At 69.9% G+C, this 16,685-nt stretch carries 11 protein-coding genes and 1 pseudogene; 7 read left to right on the top strand and 5 right to left on the bottom strand.

Annotated features, from left to right (window positions below; genetic code table 11):
- A pseudogene (locus tag C1J00_RS45935) lies at positions 1-371 on the bottom strand (site-2 protease family protein); the annotation flags it as partial.
- A gap of 186 nt (positions 372-557) precedes the next feature.
- Here C1J00_RS45935 and C1J00_RS21645 point away from each other — a divergent pair.
- Together C1J00_RS21645 and C1J00_RS21640 are read left to right on the top strand one after the other, a co-directional pair.
- A complete protein-coding gene (locus C1J00_RS21645) occupies positions 558-1,616 on the top strand; it encodes a RecB family exonuclease (protein WP_245936442.1) in 1,059 nt (352 codons plus the stop codon).
- Between the two features lie 14 nt (positions 1,617-1,630).
- On the top strand, positions 1,631-2,302 hold the full coding sequence (locus C1J00_RS21640; protein ID WP_102910730.1) for a response regulator: 672 nt from the start codon (positions 1,631-1,633) through the stop codon (positions 2,300-2,302).
- Between the two features lie 71 nt (positions 2,303-2,373).
- Here C1J00_RS21640 and C1J00_RS21635 read toward each other — a convergent pair whose 3' ends face one another.
- The 4 genes from C1J00_RS21635 to metH form a co-directional block, all read right to left on the bottom strand.
- The gene (locus tag C1J00_RS21635) at positions 2,374-3,957 is read right to left on the bottom strand and encodes an ABC transporter substrate-binding protein (RefSeq protein WP_102910729.1); all 1,584 of its coding nucleotides are present in this window, start codon (positions 3,955-3,957) and stop codon (positions 2,374-2,376) included.
- Positions 3,958-4,065: 108 nt separating this feature from the next.
- A complete protein-coding gene (locus C1J00_RS21630) occupies positions 4,066-5,670 on the bottom strand; it encodes an ABC transporter substrate-binding protein (RefSeq protein ID WP_102910728.1) in 1,605 nt (534 codons plus the stop codon).
- A 409-nt stretch (positions 5,671-6,079) separates the two neighbouring features.
- Positions 6,080-6,781, bottom strand: coding sequence for an HAD family hydrolase (locus tag C1J00_RS21625; RefSeq protein WP_102910727.1), 702 nt, complete (start codon positions 6,779-6,781; stop codon positions 6,080-6,082).
- A 126-nt stretch (positions 6,782-6,907) separates the two neighbouring features.
- Positions 6,908-10,429 carry a methionine synthase gene (metH, locus tag C1J00_RS21620; protein WP_102910726.1) on the bottom strand — a complete coding sequence of 1,174 codons (3,522 nt, stop codon included), beginning with the start codon at positions 10,427-10,429 and terminating at the stop codon, positions 6,908-6,910.
- A gap of 306 nt (positions 10,430-10,735) precedes the next feature.
- Here metH and C1J00_RS21615 point away from each other — a divergent pair, with 306 nt between their 5' ends.
- From C1J00_RS21615 to C1J00_RS21595, 5 genes are all read left to right on the top strand, one after another.
- Positions 10,736-11,509: an IclR family transcriptional regulator gene (locus C1J00_RS21615; RefSeq protein WP_102910725.1), complete on the top strand. Its 774-nt coding sequence runs from the start codon at positions 10,736-10,738 to the stop codon at positions 11,507-11,509.
- Positions 11,510-11,784: 275 nt separating this feature from the next.
- Positions 11,785-12,579, top strand: coding sequence for an MIP/aquaporin family protein (locus C1J00_RS21610; RefSeq protein WP_102910724.1), 795 nt, complete (start codon positions 11,785-11,787; stop codon positions 12,577-12,579).
- 84 nt (positions 12,580-12,663) lie between these two features.
- Positions 12,664-14,202 (top strand): glycerol kinase GlpK, encoded by a 1,539-nt coding sequence (gene glpK, locus C1J00_RS21605; RefSeq protein WP_102910723.1) that lies wholly within the window; start codon positions 12,664-12,666, stop codon positions 14,200-14,202.
- Positions 14,203-14,210: 8 nt separating this feature from the next.
- Positions 14,211-15,827 (top strand): glycerol-3-phosphate dehydrogenase/oxidase, encoded by a 1,617-nt coding sequence (locus tag C1J00_RS21600; RefSeq protein WP_102910722.1) that lies wholly within the window; start codon positions 14,211-14,213, stop codon positions 15,825-15,827.
- Between the two features lie 128 nt (positions 15,828-15,955).
- Complete coding sequence (locus tag C1J00_RS21595) at positions 15,956-16,627, top strand: FadR/GntR family transcriptional regulator (RefSeq protein WP_102910721.1); 672 nt, start codon at positions 15,956-15,958, stop codon at positions 16,625-16,627.
- Positions 16,628-16,685 lie beyond the last annotated feature (58 nt).

Below are 16,685 nucleotides of genomic sequence, written 5' to 3'. Positions count from 1 at the left end.
GCGTAGGCGCGGTCGGGGTGCGTGCCGGCTTCCGGCGGGCCGTCGCTCTCGCCCTCTGCACGGGCGGGGGCGTCATCCGGAGTCCGCGGGGTCGGCGAAGCGCCGGCGGCGGAGGGCCGGGGCGGCGTCGAGTGGTTCCCCGGGGTGTTCCGAGGGGGTGCTGGTGTGCCGGCGTCCGGGATGCCCGCGGACGTGGGGGAACCGGTCGGCTCTGGTCCCGGGGTGGGCTGCTCAGGAGCGGAACCGTGCTCGTCCGTGGGCTGTTCCTCGGCGGGGGCCGGGTCGGTGGCCCGGGGCGGAAGCCCCTTGTGGCGCTCGGCCGGCTCGTCGTTGCCGGACCGCGGCTCCCCGCGCCCGCCGCTCTCGTCCACCGGTGTCCCCTCGTCGATGCGTCTCCCGCGCCTGCCGGACGGGAGGGTCTCGAGTCGATGGTATGCGGCCGTCGAGGTGCGTTCCGCCCCGGCACCCCTGTGTTTCCCGTACGTCGACCTCCCCACCCGGCTTCCCCCACGTCCGCGGCTGGGTCACTGTCAGTGGCGGGCCGTATGGTCTGGGACATGGAGACGAGCAGCGAGGGCGTGGCGGCGTCCGGGAGCAGTCCTGGCGCGGCGGCGGATCCGGGGGTCCCGGCGGGGGCCGTGGAGACGGCAGTGGACACGGCGGCGGAGGCGCGGACGGTGGCGGAGGCAGCGGCCGAGACCGCCGCCGTGAGCGACCTCGTGACCGGTTCCGCCGCCATAGCGCCCGCCTCGTTGTCCCCCTCGCGTGCCAGTGACTTCATGCAGTGCCCGCTGCTCTACCGTTTCCGGGTCATCGACCGGCTGCCGGAGAAGCCGAGTGAGGCGGCGACCAGGGGGACGCTGGTGCACGCGGTTCTGGAGCGGCTCTTCGACGCCCCCGCCGCCGAGCGCACGCCGCCGCGGGCCAAGTCGCTGATCCCGGGGCAGTGGGACCGGCTGCGCGAGACGCGGCCGGAGGTCGTGGAGCTGTTCGCCGATGATCCGCAGGGCGAGCGGATGGCGCGCTGGCTGGGTGAGGCGGAGCAGCTCGTCGAGCGCTGGTTCACCCTGGAGGATCCCAGCCGTCTGGAGCCGGCCGAGCGGGAGCTGTTCGTCGAGGCGGAGCTGGAGTCGGGGCTGCGGTTGCGCGGCATCATCGACCGGGTCGACGTGGCGCCCTCGGGCGAGGTCCGGATCGTCGACTACAAGACGGGGAAGGCTCCCAGGCCGGAGTACTCCGAGGGTGCCCTGTTCCAGATGAAGTTCTACGCCCTGGTGGTGTGGCGGCTGAAGAACGTGGTCCCCCGGCGGCTCCAGTTGGTCTATCTGGGCAGTGGCCAGGTGCTGACGTACGACCCGGTGCTCGCCGATCTGGAGCGGGTGGAGCGCAAGCTGCTGGCGTTGTGGGAGGCGATCCGGCTGGCGACCGAGACGGGCGACTGGCGGCCGCGTCCCACGAAGCTGTGCGGCTGGTGTGATCACCAGGCCCACTGCCCGGAGTTCGGCGGCACTCCCCCGCCGTACCCGCTGCCGGTGCGCGCGGCGGACGGGTCGGCGCAGCCGGTGAGGGCGGCTGAGTCGGCCGGGCCGGTGCAGGGCAGAATGGGGCCGGACTAGCGAAGGAGACTCACGTGGCCATCCGCGTCCTACTGGTCGACGACCAGCCGCTGCTGCGTACCGGCTTCCGGATGATTCTGGAGGCGGAGCAGGACATCGCGGTCGTCGGGGAGGCCGGTGACGGACTGCAGGCACTCGACCAGGTGCGTGCGCTACAGCCCGATGTGGTTCTGATGGACATCCGCATGCCGCGGATGGACGGTGTGGAGGCGACCCGGCAGATCACCGGCCCGGGGCGGGACGGCCCGGCGAAGGTGCTGGTGCTGACCACCTTCGATCTCGACGAGTACGTGGTGGAGGCGCTGCGCGCCGGTGCCAGTGGGTTCCTCCTCAAGGACGCGCCCGCCGACGAGCTGGTGCAGGCCATCCGGGTCGTGGCCGGGGGTGAGGCGATGCTCGCGCCGAGCATCACGCGCCGGCTGCTCGACAAGTACGCGACGCATCTGCCGTCGGGGGACGAGCCGGTGCCGGACGTTCTGCACACGCTCACCGACCGGGAGGTCGAGGTGCTGAAGCTGGTGGCGCGTGGGCTGTCCAACGCGGAGATCGCCGCCGACCTCTTCGTCAGCGAGACCACGGTCAAGACGCATGTCGGGCATGTGCTGACCAAGCTGGGTCTGCGCGACCGCGTGCAGGCGGCGGTGTACGCGTACGAGAGCGGGCTGGTGCGCCCGGGCGCGCAGTAGCGTCCGGGAGCAGGTATGCGAGAAGGGCGCCTCCCGTCGAGCGGGGGGGCGCCCTTCTGCGTTGCTGAGTGTCAGGCGTCCTTGCTGAGCTCCCAGAAGCGGAAGACCGTCGAGGCGTCGAGGCAGTACTCCAGGCCGTAGACGCCGTCGCGGACGACGGCGTACTGCTTGGCCTGCCAGACCGGCAGGACGGGGAGTTCGTCGGCGACGATGTCCTGCAGCTCCCCGTACTCCTTGTCGGTGGCGGCCCGGTCGGTCAGGGCGGCGGTGCGCGGGATGAGCGAGCCGGTGATCGTGTCGTTGTCGTAGTTGTTGCTCAGCACGTTGCCCTTGCCGAAGAAGGGGGCCGTGAAGTTGTCGGCGTCCGGGTAGTCCGGCACCCAGCCCTTCACGTACACGCCGTACTTGCCGGCGGCGATGTCCTTCTCGTACTGGCCGAACGGGACGGACTTGACGTTCGCGTCGAACAGGCCGCTGGCGTTGAGCTGGGCGGCGATGGCGTTCAGTTCCTGGTCGGTGGCGGGGCCGTAGCGGGAGGGGGTCGACCAGAGGGTCAGGTTCACCTTGCCGGTGATGCCGTCCTCGCGCAGCGCGGCCTGGGCCTTGGACCTGGAGGGGCGGGCGCCGTAGGTGTCGAAGAAGGCCGTGTTGTGGCCCGCGATGCCGGCCGGGATGATCGAGTACAGCGGGGTCGCGGTGCCCTGGTAGACGTCCTTGATGAGGGCTTCGCGGTCGAGCAGGTGGGCGATGGCCTTGCGGACGCCGAGCTTTCCGGCGACCGGGTCGTCCATGTTGAACACCAGGTGCTGGACTTCGGCGCTGCTGCCCTCGACGACTTCGACGCCGGTGCCGTCGTCGGCCTTCTCCGTGTCCGCGATGTCGCCCGCGGTGAGACCGCGGTAGGCGATGTCGACGTCCCCGTTCTGGATGGCCTGCTTCAGGGCGGTCTGGTCGCCGTCGAAGAACTTGAGCGTCACGCCGGTGTTGTTCACCTTGGCGGTGCCCTTGTAGTGCTCGTTGACGGAGAAGACCGCCTGCCCGTCGTCGAACGAGTCGAGCTGGTAGGGGCCGGAGCCGACCGCCTTGCCGTCCTTGCGGAGCCCGTCGGCGTCGTACTGGCTGTGGTCGACGATGGAGCCGGCGCCTGAGGCGATCTTGCTCGGGAAGGTGGCGTCGGCCGTGTTGAGGCGGAAGACGACCGTCTTGGCGTCCGGCGTCTCGACCTTGTCGAGCATGGGGAACATGATCGCGGGCCCGTCGGGGTCGTTGATCTTCAGCATGCGGTCGAAGGAGAACTTGACGTCCTCGGAGGTGAGCTCGTCACCGTTGCTGAACTTGAGCCCGTCCTTCAGCGTGCACTTGTAGACCGTCGTCTGCGTGTCGGTGAACGCGCAGTTCTCGGCGGCCTCGGGCTGTGGTTCGGTGGCGCCCTTGGGGAAGCTGAGCAGGGACTGGAAGACGTTGTTGAACAACAGCCAGGAGCCGGGGTCGTAGCCGGAGGCCGGGTCGGTGGCCAGGACGTCGTCGGACATCCCCACCACCACGTTGGAGCCGTCCCCCGCGGAGTCTCCGCTCTCCGTGCCACAGCCGGTCAGCAGTCCGGAGGCGAGGCCCGCCACGATGGGCAGGACCGGCCACTGGTTGCGTATGTTCACGTGTGTGCCTTGTCGTCGGTTCTCGAGAACTCCCGGAGCATCTCCCTGGCTCCGGGGCACGGCTCCCCGGGGGCCGCGGTCACAGGCCCCGGGGATCCAGCGGGTCCGTCAGCCGCTCACACCCCGCCCGAGCTCCCACAGCTGGAGAGTCGAGGCGGAGTTGAGCGCGTAGGCGGTACCCGTGATGTCGTCGCGCGCGGCGACGTACTGCTTGCCCTGCCACAGAGGCAGCACCGGCACGTCACCGGCGACGATGTCCTGAATGTCCGTCAGGCTGGAGGAGGCGGACAGCCGGTCCGCCTCACGGCGGGACTCCGGGATCAGGGTGCCCCGGATCCGGCTGTTGTCGTACGGCGAGCCGAGCGTGTTGTCGGCGTCGAGGAACGGCGCGAGGAAGTTGTCGGCGTCCGGGAAGTCCGGGAACCAGCCCATGCCGTAGACGTCGTACTCGCCCTTCTTCTCGGCCGGGCGGAAGGTGTCCCACGGGGTGCCCTTGATGCCGACGTCGAACAGGCCGCTGGAGTTCAGCTGGTCGCGCAGGACCTCGAACTCCTTCTTGGTGGCCGGGCCGTAGTGGTCGGTCGTGTAGTGGAGCGTGAGTTTCACCGGGGTGGTGATGTTCGCCTGGTTGAGCAGGGAGCGGGCCTTGGTGACGTTGGGCTCGCCGTACTTGTTGAAGAACGAGTTGGAGTGGCCGGTGACGCTGGCCGGGACCAGCGAGTACAGCGGCTCGGCCTGGGAGCCGTAGACCTTGGAGACCAGCGCGCTGCGGTTGACGACCTGCGCCATCGCCTGGCGTACGGCCTTGGACTTCACCGTGGGGGCGTCGGTGTTGAAGCCCAGGTAGCGGATCTCCAGGCCGGGCATTTCGACGAGGTCGATGTCGGTGTCCGAGTCGGCGGAGAGTTCGCGGATCTGATCGGGTGACATGGTGCGGGTCATCAGGTCGATGTCGCCCTCGTCCAGGGCCTTGCCCATGGCGTCGGCGTCCTTGTAGGAGACCATGTCGACCTTGTCGTTGTTCACCTCGAGGGCCCCCTTGTAGTCGGGGTTCCTGGTGAACTCGGCCTTGACCAGCTCGCCGTCCTCGACGTCGGCCTTGAGGGTGTACGGGCCGGAGCCCTCCAGGTCGAAGCCGTCGCGCAGCTTGTTCTTCGGGTAGTCGTCGGGGTCGACGATGCCGGCGACCGGGGTCGACAGCTTGTACGGGAACGTCGCGTCGGCGGTTTTGAGGTGGAAGATGACCTCGCGGTCGCCCTGCGTCTCGACGGTGTCGATGGTGGACAGCAGTGCGAACACGCCGCTGTCGGCCTTGAGCGAGCGGGCGCGGTCGATGGAGTACTTCACGTCGGCCGCCCTGACAGCGTTGCCGCCCGCGAACGTCAGGCCGTCGCGCAGGGTGCAGGCGTAGCGCTCGTTGCCGGTGTCGGTGAAGCCGCAGCGTTCGGCGGCCTCCGGGACCGGCTCGCCCTCGCCGCGCGGCTGGATCATCAGGGTCTGCACGGTCTGGCGCAGGATGTTCCAGGTGCCGACGTCGTAGGCGTATGCCGGGTCGAGGGGCGCTGGGGCGTCCTTCGAGGCGGTGAACCGGTCCGTGGTGCCGACGACGATCGCGCCGCTGTCGCCGCTCCCGCTGTCGGACCCGCCGCAGGCGGCGAGCACCGGCGCGAGCAGGCCGATCACGGCCGGCAGCACCAAAGTCTTGCGGTTCATGCTCGAGTTTCTCCAGAGCTGTCGACTCCGTGTACCCGGCATGCAGGGGTGGCGCAGCCGATCACGGAGGTGGGGCGATGTTCTCGCATCGAGATTAGTCCGGACCGGCAGGAGGGTTCGCAGTCACCGGAGTTGAGCGCCCATCACGCTGCGGAACCGGGCGTGGACAGACCGAAAACCCGACAGGGGAAGCTTTGGTGCAGCGTTCCATCAATCGGGACACAAGGGCACGTGGACGGCCCTGCGGAGGGGGTGCGCAGCACATGCCGGATCGGCTGTCGACCCCGGGCCGCGTGGGGAACGTCACACGCGTAAACAGGTTCGGGGGCACGGGAATTCGATCGTCCGGAGGGATTCGAATTCGCCTGCGGAATTCCCGTCCTAACGTCACTGCACGCTGGGTGAACGCCTAGCGCATTTCCGTCATCAGCCCGTGCAGAAATGTCAGGTCGACCTCTTCGAGGGAGGTGACGACCGTGCGGCGCAGGGCCGGGGCGATGGGGGCCACGGAGGGCACCGCCACGACCTGGCAGCCCGCGGCCTCGGCGGCGGCGACGCCGGTCGCGGTGTCCTCGATGACGGCGCACCGGGCCGGGTCGGCGCCGAGTCCGGCGGCGGCCGCGAGGTACGGGTCGGGGTGGGGCTTGGTGCGCGGCACCTCGTCACCGGCCACCGTCAGGCTGAAGTGGTGTGCGCCCAGCGAGGTCAGGACGCGGTCGATGATGCGCCGGTGCGAGGCGGAGACCAGGGCCGTGGGGATCTCGTACTCGTAGAGCTCGGCGAGCAGCCGCCCGGCGCCCGGCATCAGTGGCAGGGCGCGGCCGATGCGCTCCTCGAAGCCGTCGTTCAGGAGCACGGTGAGTTCGTCGAGGGTGACGTCGGCGCCGGTGGCCTCGATGAGGAAGCCCGCGCTGCGGGTCATGGGGCCGCCGACCACGACATGCCGCCAGGACTCGTCGAGCGCGTGGCCGAGGGAGGCGAAGACCTCGACCTCGACGTCCCACCAGAAGCCCTCCGTGTCCACCAGGGTGCCGTCCATGTCGAGCAGCACGGCTTGCAGAGCTGAGCCTTCGGCCGTGAGGGTGCCGAGCGCGGGGACCGTACTGGTCATCCACGTACCTCCTTGAGGGACGATCAGGCCGGTTCCCACGGGGGGAACCGGCCTGCGGTGGACCGACCAGTCTACGTCGTGCGGGGACGGAGCGCTTCTTTTGGCCCGGGTGCCCGGGTGGGGGGCTCAGCGGGCGTTGAAGTACTTGGCCTCCGGGTGGTGGATCACGATGGCGTCCGTGGACTGCTCGGGGTGCAGCTGGAACTCCTCGGACAGCTGGACGCCGATGCGCTCCGGCTGGAGCAGGTCGGCGATCTTCGCCCGGTCCTCCAGGTTGGGGCAGGCGCCGTAACCGAGGGAGAAGCGGGCGCCGCGGTACTTCAGCTCGAACATGCCCTGCATCTCGCCCGGGTCCTCGCCGGCGAAGCCGAGTTCGGAGCGCACGCGGGCGTGCCAGTACTCGGCGAGTGCCTCGGCCAGCTGCACGGACAGCCCGTGCAGTTCGAGGTAGTCGCGGTAGGCGTTGGCCTCGAAGAGCCGCGCGGTCTCCTCGCCGATGCGCGAGCCGACGGTGACGACCTGGAGGCCGACGACGTCCCTCTCGCCGGACTCCTCCGGGCGGAAGTAGTCGGCCAGGCACAGGCGTCGGCCCCGGCGCTGGCGCGGGAAGGTGAAGCGGGTGCGTTCGTTGCCCTGCTCGTCGAGGATGATCAGGTCGTCGTCCTTGGAGACGCACGGGAAGTAGCCGTAGACGACGGCAGCCTCCAGGAGGTTCTCCGTCTGGAGCCGGTCCAGCAGTCCGCGCAGCCGAGGCCGGCCCTCGCTCTCGACGAGTTCCTCGTACGACGGGCCCTCGCCGGTGCGTGCCTGCTTCAGGCCCCACTGGCCCTTGAACAGGGCGCCCTCGTCGAGCCAGCTCGCGTACTCCTTGAGCTGGATGCCCTTGATCACGCGGGTGCCGCGGAAGGGCGGCTCGGGGACGGGGTTGTCGGTGGCGACGTCGGAGCGGACGTGCCCCTCCTCGGGGCGCTCCTCCACGTCGGCCGGGGCCACCGCCCTGACGCGGCGCTGCTTCAGCTCGGGTAGCTTCGCGCCCGGCACGCCCCGCTTGACGCCGATGAGGGCGTCCATCAGGCGCAGCCCCTCGAAGGCGTCACGGGCGTAGCGGACCTCGCCCTGGTAGATCTCGTGCAGGTCCTGCTCGACGTAGGCCCGGGTGAGGGCGGCGCCGCCGAGGATGACCGGGTAGCCGGAGGCCAGGCCGCGCTGGTTCAGCTCCTCCAGGTTCTCCTTCATGATCACCGTGGATTTCACCAGGAGACCGGACATGCCGATGACGTCGGCCTTGTGCTCCTCGGCGGCTTCCAGGATCGCGGAGACCGGCTGCTTGATGCCGAGGTTGACGACGTTGTAGCCGTTGTTGGACAGGATGATGTCGACGAGGTTCTTGCCGATGTCGTGCACGTCGCCGCGGACGGTGGCGAGCACGATGGTGCCCTTGCCGGCCTCGTCGCCCTCGACCTTCTCCATGTGCGGTTCGAGGTGGGCGACGGCCGTCTTCATGACCTCGGCGGACTGCAGGACGAACGGCAGCTGCATCTGGCCGGAGCCGAACAGCTCGCCGACGACCTTCATGCCGTCCAGGAGGGTCTCGTTGACGATGTCCAGCGCGGGCCGCTCCTGGAGGGCCGCGTCGAGGTCCGCTTCGAGGCCGTTCTTCTCACCGTCGATGATGCGCCGCTTGAGGCGCTCGTCCAGCGGCAGGGCGGCCAGTTCCTCGGCCTTGCCGGCCTTGAGGGACTTGGCGGTGGCGCCTTCGAACAGCTGCATGAGCTTCTGCAGCGGGTCGTAGCCCTCCGCGCGGCGGTCGTGGATGAGGTCCAGGGCGGTCTGGACCTCCTCCTCGCTGAAGCGGGCGATGGGCAGGATCTTCGAGGCGTGCACGATCGCCGAGTCCAGGCCCGCCCTGACGCACTCGTCGAGGAAGACGGAGTTGAGCAGGATGCGGGCGGCCGGGTTGAGGCCGAAGGAGATGTTGGACAGGCCGAGGGTGGTCTGCACCTTCGGGTGGCGCCGCTTGAGCTCGCGGATGCCGTCGATGGTGGCGATGCCGTCCTTGCGGGACTCTTCCTGGCCGGTGCAGATGGTGAAGGTCAGGCAGTCGACGAGGATGTCCTCCTCGTGGATGCCCCAGTTGCCGGTCAGGTCGTCGATGAGCCGTTCGGCGATCTCGACCTTCTTCTCGGCGGTGCGGGCCTGGCCCTCCTCGTCGATGGTCAGCGCGATGAGGGCGGCGCCGTGCTCCTGGGCGAGTGCCGTGACCTTGGCGAAGCGGGACTCGGGGCCGTCGCCGTCCTCGTAGTTGACCGAGTTGATCACCGCGCGGCCGCCGAGCTTCTCCAGACCGGCCCGCAGGACGTCGACCTCGGTGGAGTCCAGCACGATGGGCAGGGTGGAGGCGGTGGCGAAGCGGCCGGCCAGCTCCGCCATGTCGGCGACGCCGTCACGGCCGACGTAGTCCACGCACAGGTCGAGCAGGTGCGCGCCCTCGCGGATCTGGTCGCGGGCCATCTCCACGCAGTCGTCCCAGCGGCCCTCCAGCATGGCCTCGCGGAACTTCTTCGAGCCGTTGGCGTTGGTGCGCTCGCCGATGGCCAGGTAGGAGGTGTCCTGCCGGAACGGCACGGACTGGTAGAGGGAGGCCGCGCCGGGCTCGGGCTCCGGGGAGCGCTCGGTCGGGGCCACGTCCCGCACCCGCTCGACCAGCTGCCGCAGGTGTTCGGGGGTGGTGCCGCAGCAGCCGCCGACGAGGGAGAGGCCGTAGTCCCGGACGAAGGTGCCCTGCGCCTCGGCCAGCTCGGGCGCGGTCAGCGGGTAGTGCGCGCCGTCCTTGGTCAGCACCGGCAGGCCCGCGTTGGGCATGCAGGACAGCGGGACGCGCGAGTGCCGGGACAGGAAGCGCAGGTGCTCGCTCATCTCGGCCGGGCCCGTGGCGCAGTTCAGGCCGATCATGTCGATGCCGAGGGGCTCCAGGGCGGTCAGGGCCGCGCCGATCTCGGAGCCGAGCAGCATGGTGCCGGTCGTCTCGACGGTCACGGAGACGACCAGCGGTACGGAGTGACCGGTGGCCTCCATGGCCCGGCGGGCGGCGATGACGGAGGCCTTGGTCTGGAGCAGGTCCTGCGTGGTCTCCACGAGCAGCGCGTCGGCGCCGCCGGCGAGCAGACCCTCGGCGTTCTGCTGATACGCGTCCCGGATGGCGCCGAAGGTGGTGTGGCCGAGGGTGGGCAGTTTGGTGCCCGGTCCCATGGAGCCGAGCACCCAGCGCTGCTGCCCGGTGCTGCGGGTGAACTCGTCGGCCACCTCGCGGGCGATCCGGGCGCCGGCCTCGGACAGTTCGGTGACGCGCTCGGGGATGTCGTACTCGCCGAGGGCGGTGAGGTTGGCGCCGAAGGTGTTGGTCTCCACGCAGTCCACGCCGACGTCGAAGTAGGCGGCGTGGACCGAACGGACGATGTCCGGGCGTGTCAGGTTGAGGATCTCGTTGCAGCCCTCGAGATTCTCGAAGTCGTCGAGCGTGGGGTCCTGCGCCTGGAGCATGGTGCCCATGGCTCCGTCGGCTACGACCACGCGGGTGGCCAGGGCTTCTCGGAGCGCGGACGCACGGGTCCGGCTGTCTGCGGAAGGGGTCGGCGGCAACGAGGCCATGAAAAGGGCTCCCTCGGATGCGACGGCTGTCGGCTTTGCGGCTTCCCGGACAGCCGGAAGGCATCCGGGAAGGGGCGCACCGCGCCAGCGTAACCGGGAGTGGGCTTGTATGGGCACCGCGTCCACGAGCCGGACGTCGACGGCGCGCCGGGACGGCCGCCGGGCGACGCTTCCGTCACCGGCGGCGCAACAAATGGCACCCGGCCATTAGCGGGAGGTCGGCATCGACCGGTAGTGTTCGACATTGCCGAACGAGGGCTGTTGTGCCGCTTGTCGGCGGTCGAAGGGGACGGAGGCAGTACGGCGATGGCACGGAACATCCAGTCGCTCGAACGGGCGGCCGCGATGCTGCGGCTGCTCGCGGGCGGCGAGCGTCGGCTCGGCCTGTCGGACATCGCCTCGTCGCTGGGCCTGGCCAAGGGCACCGCCCACGGCATCCTGCGCACCCTCCAGCAGGAGGGCTTCGTGGAGCAGGACGACGCCTCCGGGCGCTACCAGCTGGGTGCCGAGCTACTGCGTCTGGGCACCACCTACCTCGACGTGCACGAGCTGCGGGCGCGCGCCCTGGTCTGGGCCGACGACCTGGCCCGCTCCAGTGGTGAGAGCGTCTATCTGGGCGTCCTGCACCAGCAGGGCGTCCTGATCGTGCACCACGTCTTCCGGCCCGACGACAGCCGGCAGGTCCTGGAGATCGGGGCCATGCAGCCGCTGCACTCCACGGCCCTGGGCAAGGTGCTGTCCGCCTACGACCCGGTGGCGCACAGCGAGGCCTTGGAGGCCGACCGCAAGGCGTTCACCGACCGGACGGTGTGCGAGCCGGGGGACTTCGAGCACATCCTCGACGTGACCCGCGCGCGCGGGTACGCGGCCGACGTGGAGGAGACCTGGGAAGGCGTCGCCTCCCTGGCCGCACCCATCCACGACCGGCGGCGCATGCCGGTCGGCGCGGTCGGAATCACCGGCGCCGTGGAGCGGCTGTGCCGGTCCGACGACGAGGGAGCCCTGCGCCCTGAGCTGATCGCGGCGGTGCGGGACTGTGCCCGCGCGGTGTCACGGGATCTGGGCGCCGGGCGGTTCTGACGCCCACGCCGGCACCTGCCGAGGACCGGGTCGCGGTACGGCGGCCCGGTTCTCGGCATGTCCGCGCTCACCTGCGGAGAAGATCACTGGGACGGCGGCGATCAGTAACGATCGGATTTTCGAGTCCACAGCCCTTGACGTGCTCGTAACGCCGAAGCAAGACTCCCGTCCATCGGTCGACATTGTCGAACAGCTACCGGCAATACGCGCTAGAGTGTGACAACGCCAGGCCGGTATCGCACTTCACCCCTGGACGAAGGACAAAGGAGTCGCGGGTGTCCAGCTCCGACATCTTCATCGGCGAGACCATCGGTACCGCCATACTCATCCTGCTCGGCGGCGGCGTTTGCGCCGCCGTGACGCTGAAGGCTTCCAAGGCCCGCAACGCCGGCTGGCTCGCCATCACCTTCGGGTGGGGCTTCGCGGTGCTCACGGCCGTCTACACCTCGGCGCCGCTGTCCGGCGCCCATCTGAACCCGGCCGTGACCGTGGGCATCGCGATCAAGGACGGCGACTGGAAGAACGTCCCGGTCTACTGGGCCGGCCAGATCCTGGGCGCCATGATCGGCGCGGCCCTGGTCTGGATCGCTTACTACGGCCAGTTCCACGCCCACCTCACCGACCGCGAGATAGTCGGCGGCCCGGGTGCGCAGGACACCACGGCCAAGGCCGTCGAGGCCCGGGAGAAGGGCGCGGGCCCCGTGCTGGGCGTCTTCTCCACCGGCCCCGAGGTCCGGGTCGCCTGGCAGAACGTCGCGACGGAGATCATCGGCACCGTCGTGCTGGTGCTCGCCGTGCTCACCCAGGGCCTGAACGACAAGGGCAACGGCCTGGGCACCCTGGGCGCTCTGATCACCGCGCTCGTCGTGGTCTCCATCGGCCTCTCCCTCGGCGGCCCGACGGGGTACGCGATCAACCCGGCCCGTGACCTCGGACCGCGGATCGTGCACGCCCTGCTGCCGCTGCCCAACAAGGGCGGCTCCGACTGGGGTTACGCCTGGGTCCCCGTGGTGGGTCCGCTGATCGGCGGCGCCATCGCGGCAGGCATATACAACGTCGCATTCGCCTAGGAGCGTTTTCCCCGCTCTGCCGGGAAACTTCCAGCACGCGCCGTACGTAAAGCCCCATAAACCCGGAATTATCAGGAGCACACAGTGACCGACGCGCACACCGCCGGCCCCTTCATCGCCGCCATCGACCAGGGCACCACCTCCAGCCGCTGCATCGTGTTCGACCGGGACGGCCGGATCGTCTCCGTCGACCAGAAGGAGCACGAGCAGATCTTCCCGAAGCCGGGCTGGGTCGAGCACAACGCCACCGAGATCTGGACCAACGTCCAGGAGGTCGTCGCCGGAGCCATCGCCAAGGCCGGCATCACCCGTGACGACATCAAGGCCATCGGCATCACCAACCAGCGCGAGACGACCGTGCTGTGGGACAAGAACACCGGCGAGCCCGTCCACAACGCCATCGTCTGGCAGGACACCCGCACCGACGCCCTCTGCCGCGAACTCGGCCGCAACGTCGGCCAGGACCGCTTCCGCCGCGAGACCGGCCTGCCGCTGGCCTCCTACTTCGCCGGCCCGAAGGCCCGCTGGCTGCTCGACAACCTCGACGGCCTGAAGGAGCGCGCCGAGGCGGGCGACATCCTCTTCGGCACCATGGACAGCTGGGTCATCTGGAACCTGACCGGTGGTACCGACGGCGGCAAGCACGTCACCGACGTCACCAACGCCTCGCGCACCATGCTCATGAACCTGCACACCATGCAGTGGGACGACAAGATCTGCGAGTCCATCGGCGTCCCGAAGCAGATCCTCCCCGAGATCCGCTCCTCCGCCGAGGTCTACGGCGAGATCACCGGCGGAAAGCTGGGCGACCTGCTCGGCGGCATCCCGGTCGCCTCCGCGCTCGGCGACCAGCAGGCGGCCCTGTTCGGCCAGACCTGTTTCGCCGAGGGCGAGACCAAGTCGACCTACGGCACCGGCACCTTCATGGTGATGAACACCGGCGACAAGATCATCAACTCCTACAGCGGCCTGCTGACCACCGTCGGCTACAAGATCGGCGACCAGAAGACGGTCTACGCCCTGGAGGGCTCGATCGCCGTCACCGGTTCGCTGGTGCAGTGGATGCGCGACCAGATGGGCCTGATCTCCACGGCCGCCGAGATCGAGACCCTCGCCCTGTCGGTCGAGGACAACGGCGGCGCCTACTTCGTGCCGGCCTTCTCCGGCCTGTTCGCCCCCTACTGGCGCTCCGACGCCCGCGGTGTGATCGCCGGCCTCACCCGGTACGTCACCAAGGCGCACCTCGCTCGCGCCGTCCTGGAGGCCACCGCCTGGCAGACGCGCGAGATCGCCGACGCCATGACCAAGGACTCCGGCGTGGAGCTGGCGGCCCTGAAGGTCGACGGCGGCATGACCTCCAACAACCTGCTGATGCAGACCCTCGCCGACTTCGTGGACGCCCCCGTGGTGCGCCCGATGGTCGCCGAGACCACCTGCCTCGGCGCCGCCTATGCCGCCGGTCTCGCCGTCGGCTTCTGGAACAGCACCGACGACCTGCGCGCCAACTGGCGGCGGGCCGCCGAGTGGACCCCCCGCATGGACGCGGAGACCCGCGCCCGTGAGTACAAGAGCTGGCTCAAGGCCGTCGAGCGGACCATGGGCTGGCTCGAGGACGAGGAGTAAGAAACAGCATGACCACCAAGTCCACCCTGCAGTCCGTGCCTGCCCTGGGGACGCACCCGGCCTCCGGCTCGAACCCGAGCCGAGCCGAGACCAGGGAGCAGCTCTCCAAGGCGTCGTACGACCTTCTTGTGATCGGCGGCGGCATCCTGGGCATCTCCACCGCCTGGCACGCCGCGCAGTCCGGCCTCAGGGTGGCCCTGGTGGACGCCGGCGACTTCGCCGGCGCCACGTCCTCCGCCTCCTCCAAGCTGCTCCACGGCGGTCTGCGCTACCTGCAGACCGGCGCGGTGAAGCTGGTGGCGGAGAACCACTTCGAGCGCCGTGCGGTCTCCCGCCAGGTGGCCCCCCACCTGGCGAACCCGCTCACGTTCTACCTCCCCGTGTACAAGGGCGGGCCGCACGGCGCGGCGAAGCTGGGAGCGGGCGTCTTCGCCTACTCCGCGCTGTCGGCCTTCGGTGACGGCGTCGGACATCTGCTGTCGCCGGCCAAGGCCGCGCAGGACGTGCCCGAACTGCGCACCGAGAACCTCAAGGCCGTGGCCGTCTACGGCGACGACCAGATGAACGACGCCCGCATGGCGCTGATGACGGTCCGCGGGGCCGTCGAGGCGGGCGCGGTCGTCCTCAACCACGCCGAGGTGACGGGCCTTCGCTTCACCCAGGGCCGTGTCACCGGCGCCGAGCTGAAGGACCGACTGTCCGGCGACGAGTTCGGCGTCAGCGCCCGGCTCGTGCTGAACGCGACCGGTCCCTGGGTCGACCACCTGCGCAAGATGGAGAACCCGAACGCGGCGCCCTCCATCCGCCTGTCCAAGGGCGCGCACCTGGTCCTCAAGCGCACCTCCCCCTGGAAGGCGGCGCTCGCGACCCCGATCGACAAGTACCGCATCACCTTCGCCCTCCCGTGGGAGGACATGCTGCTGCTCGGCACCACCGACGAGGAGTTCGAGGGCGACCCGGCGGACGTCTCGGTCACCGAACAGGACATATCCCAGATCCTCGACGAGGCCGCCTTCTCGGTCCGCGACCAGCAGCTGGACCGCGACCTCATCACCTACGCCTTCGCGGGCCTGCGGGTGCTGCCGGGCGGCCCCGGCGACACGTCCAAGGCCAAGCGCGAGACGGTGGTGACCGAGGGGCGGGGCGGCATGCTGTCCGTCGCGGGCGGCAAGTGGACGACCTTCCGCCACATCGGCCGGACGATCATGAAGAAGCTGGAGGCGCTGCCGGGCCATCCGCTGGGCGACGACTTCGAGCCGATCAGCGCGCTGCCGAAGAGGCTGCCGCTGCCCGGCATCGCCAACCCGCGGGCGGTCGCCCACCGGCTGCTCACCGACCGGCCGGCGCCCGGCCCGCGCATGGCGGCCGACACCGCCAGGCACTTGGCGACGCACTACGGCTCGCTGGCCTTCGACATCGCCCGGCTGGCCAACGAGAGCCCCGAGCTCGCCGAGCGCGTCCACCCCGACGCCCCGGAGATCTGGGCGCAGGTCGTCTGGGCCCGGGACCACGAGTGGGCCGAGACGCAGGACGACGTGCTGCGCCGGCGTACGACGCTGACGATCCGCGGCCTCGCCACGGACGACGTCCGCGCCAAGGTGCAGGACATGCTCGACAAGAAGTAGACCCGGGTACCGGGGGCCCCATCCCGGACGGGGCGGCTCCACGCCGACGGAGCCGCCTCTTCCGCGTTCCCCCACCCCCATAATGACCTGATACGTCGGAGGTTTTGAGGCGCACTGGGAGGCCGGCCATGGCAGTGACCGACGAGGCGATCGAGAAGATCAAGGGAATGATCGTCTCCGGCGCGCTGCGCCCGGGCGACCGGCTGCCGAAGGAGAGTGAACTGGCCGCCGACCTCGGGCTGTCGCGCAACTCCCTGCGGGAGGCGGTGCGTGCCCTGTCGCTGATCAGGATCCTGGACGTACGGCAGGGCGACGGCACGTACGTCACCAGCCTCGACCCGCAACTCCTCCTCGAGGCACTGAGCTTCGTCGTCGACTTCCACCGCGACGACACGGTCCTGGAGTTCCTCGCCGTGCGCCGCATCCTGGAGCCGGCCGCGACAGCGATGGCGGCGCTGCGGATCAGCGAGCAGCAGCTGGACGCGCTGACGGCCCGGCTGGACAAGCTCGGCGAGTCCCCGTCCGTGGAGGATCTCGTCGCCGGCGACCTGGAGTTCCACCGGGGCATCGTGCACAGCTCCGGCAACTCCGTGCTGTGTTCGCTGCTCGATGGTCTGTCGGGCCCCACCACCCGGGCCCGCGTCTGGCGGGGCCTCACCCAGGAGGACGCCGTCGCCGGCACCCTGCGCGAGCACCGGGCGATCCTCGCCGCCCTGCGCGACCGGGACGCCGAGGCGGCACGCTCGTGGGCGACCGTCCACATCGCGAGTGTGGAGCAGTGGCTGCGCTCCACGCTGTGACCAGGGCCTCACCTACTGCTCGGATGAATCCGGGGGGTTCAGGGGTGGATCGCGGGGC

The sequence above is a fragment of the Streptomyces cahuitamycinicus genome, assembly GCF_002891435.1.
Taxonomy (GTDB): Bacteria; Actinomycetota; Actinomycetes; order Streptomycetales; family Streptomycetaceae; genus Streptomyces; species Streptomyces cahuitamycinicus.
The sequence above is the reverse complement of the archived record's forward strand: the minus strand, read 5'-3'. Positions and strand labels throughout refer to the sequence as shown.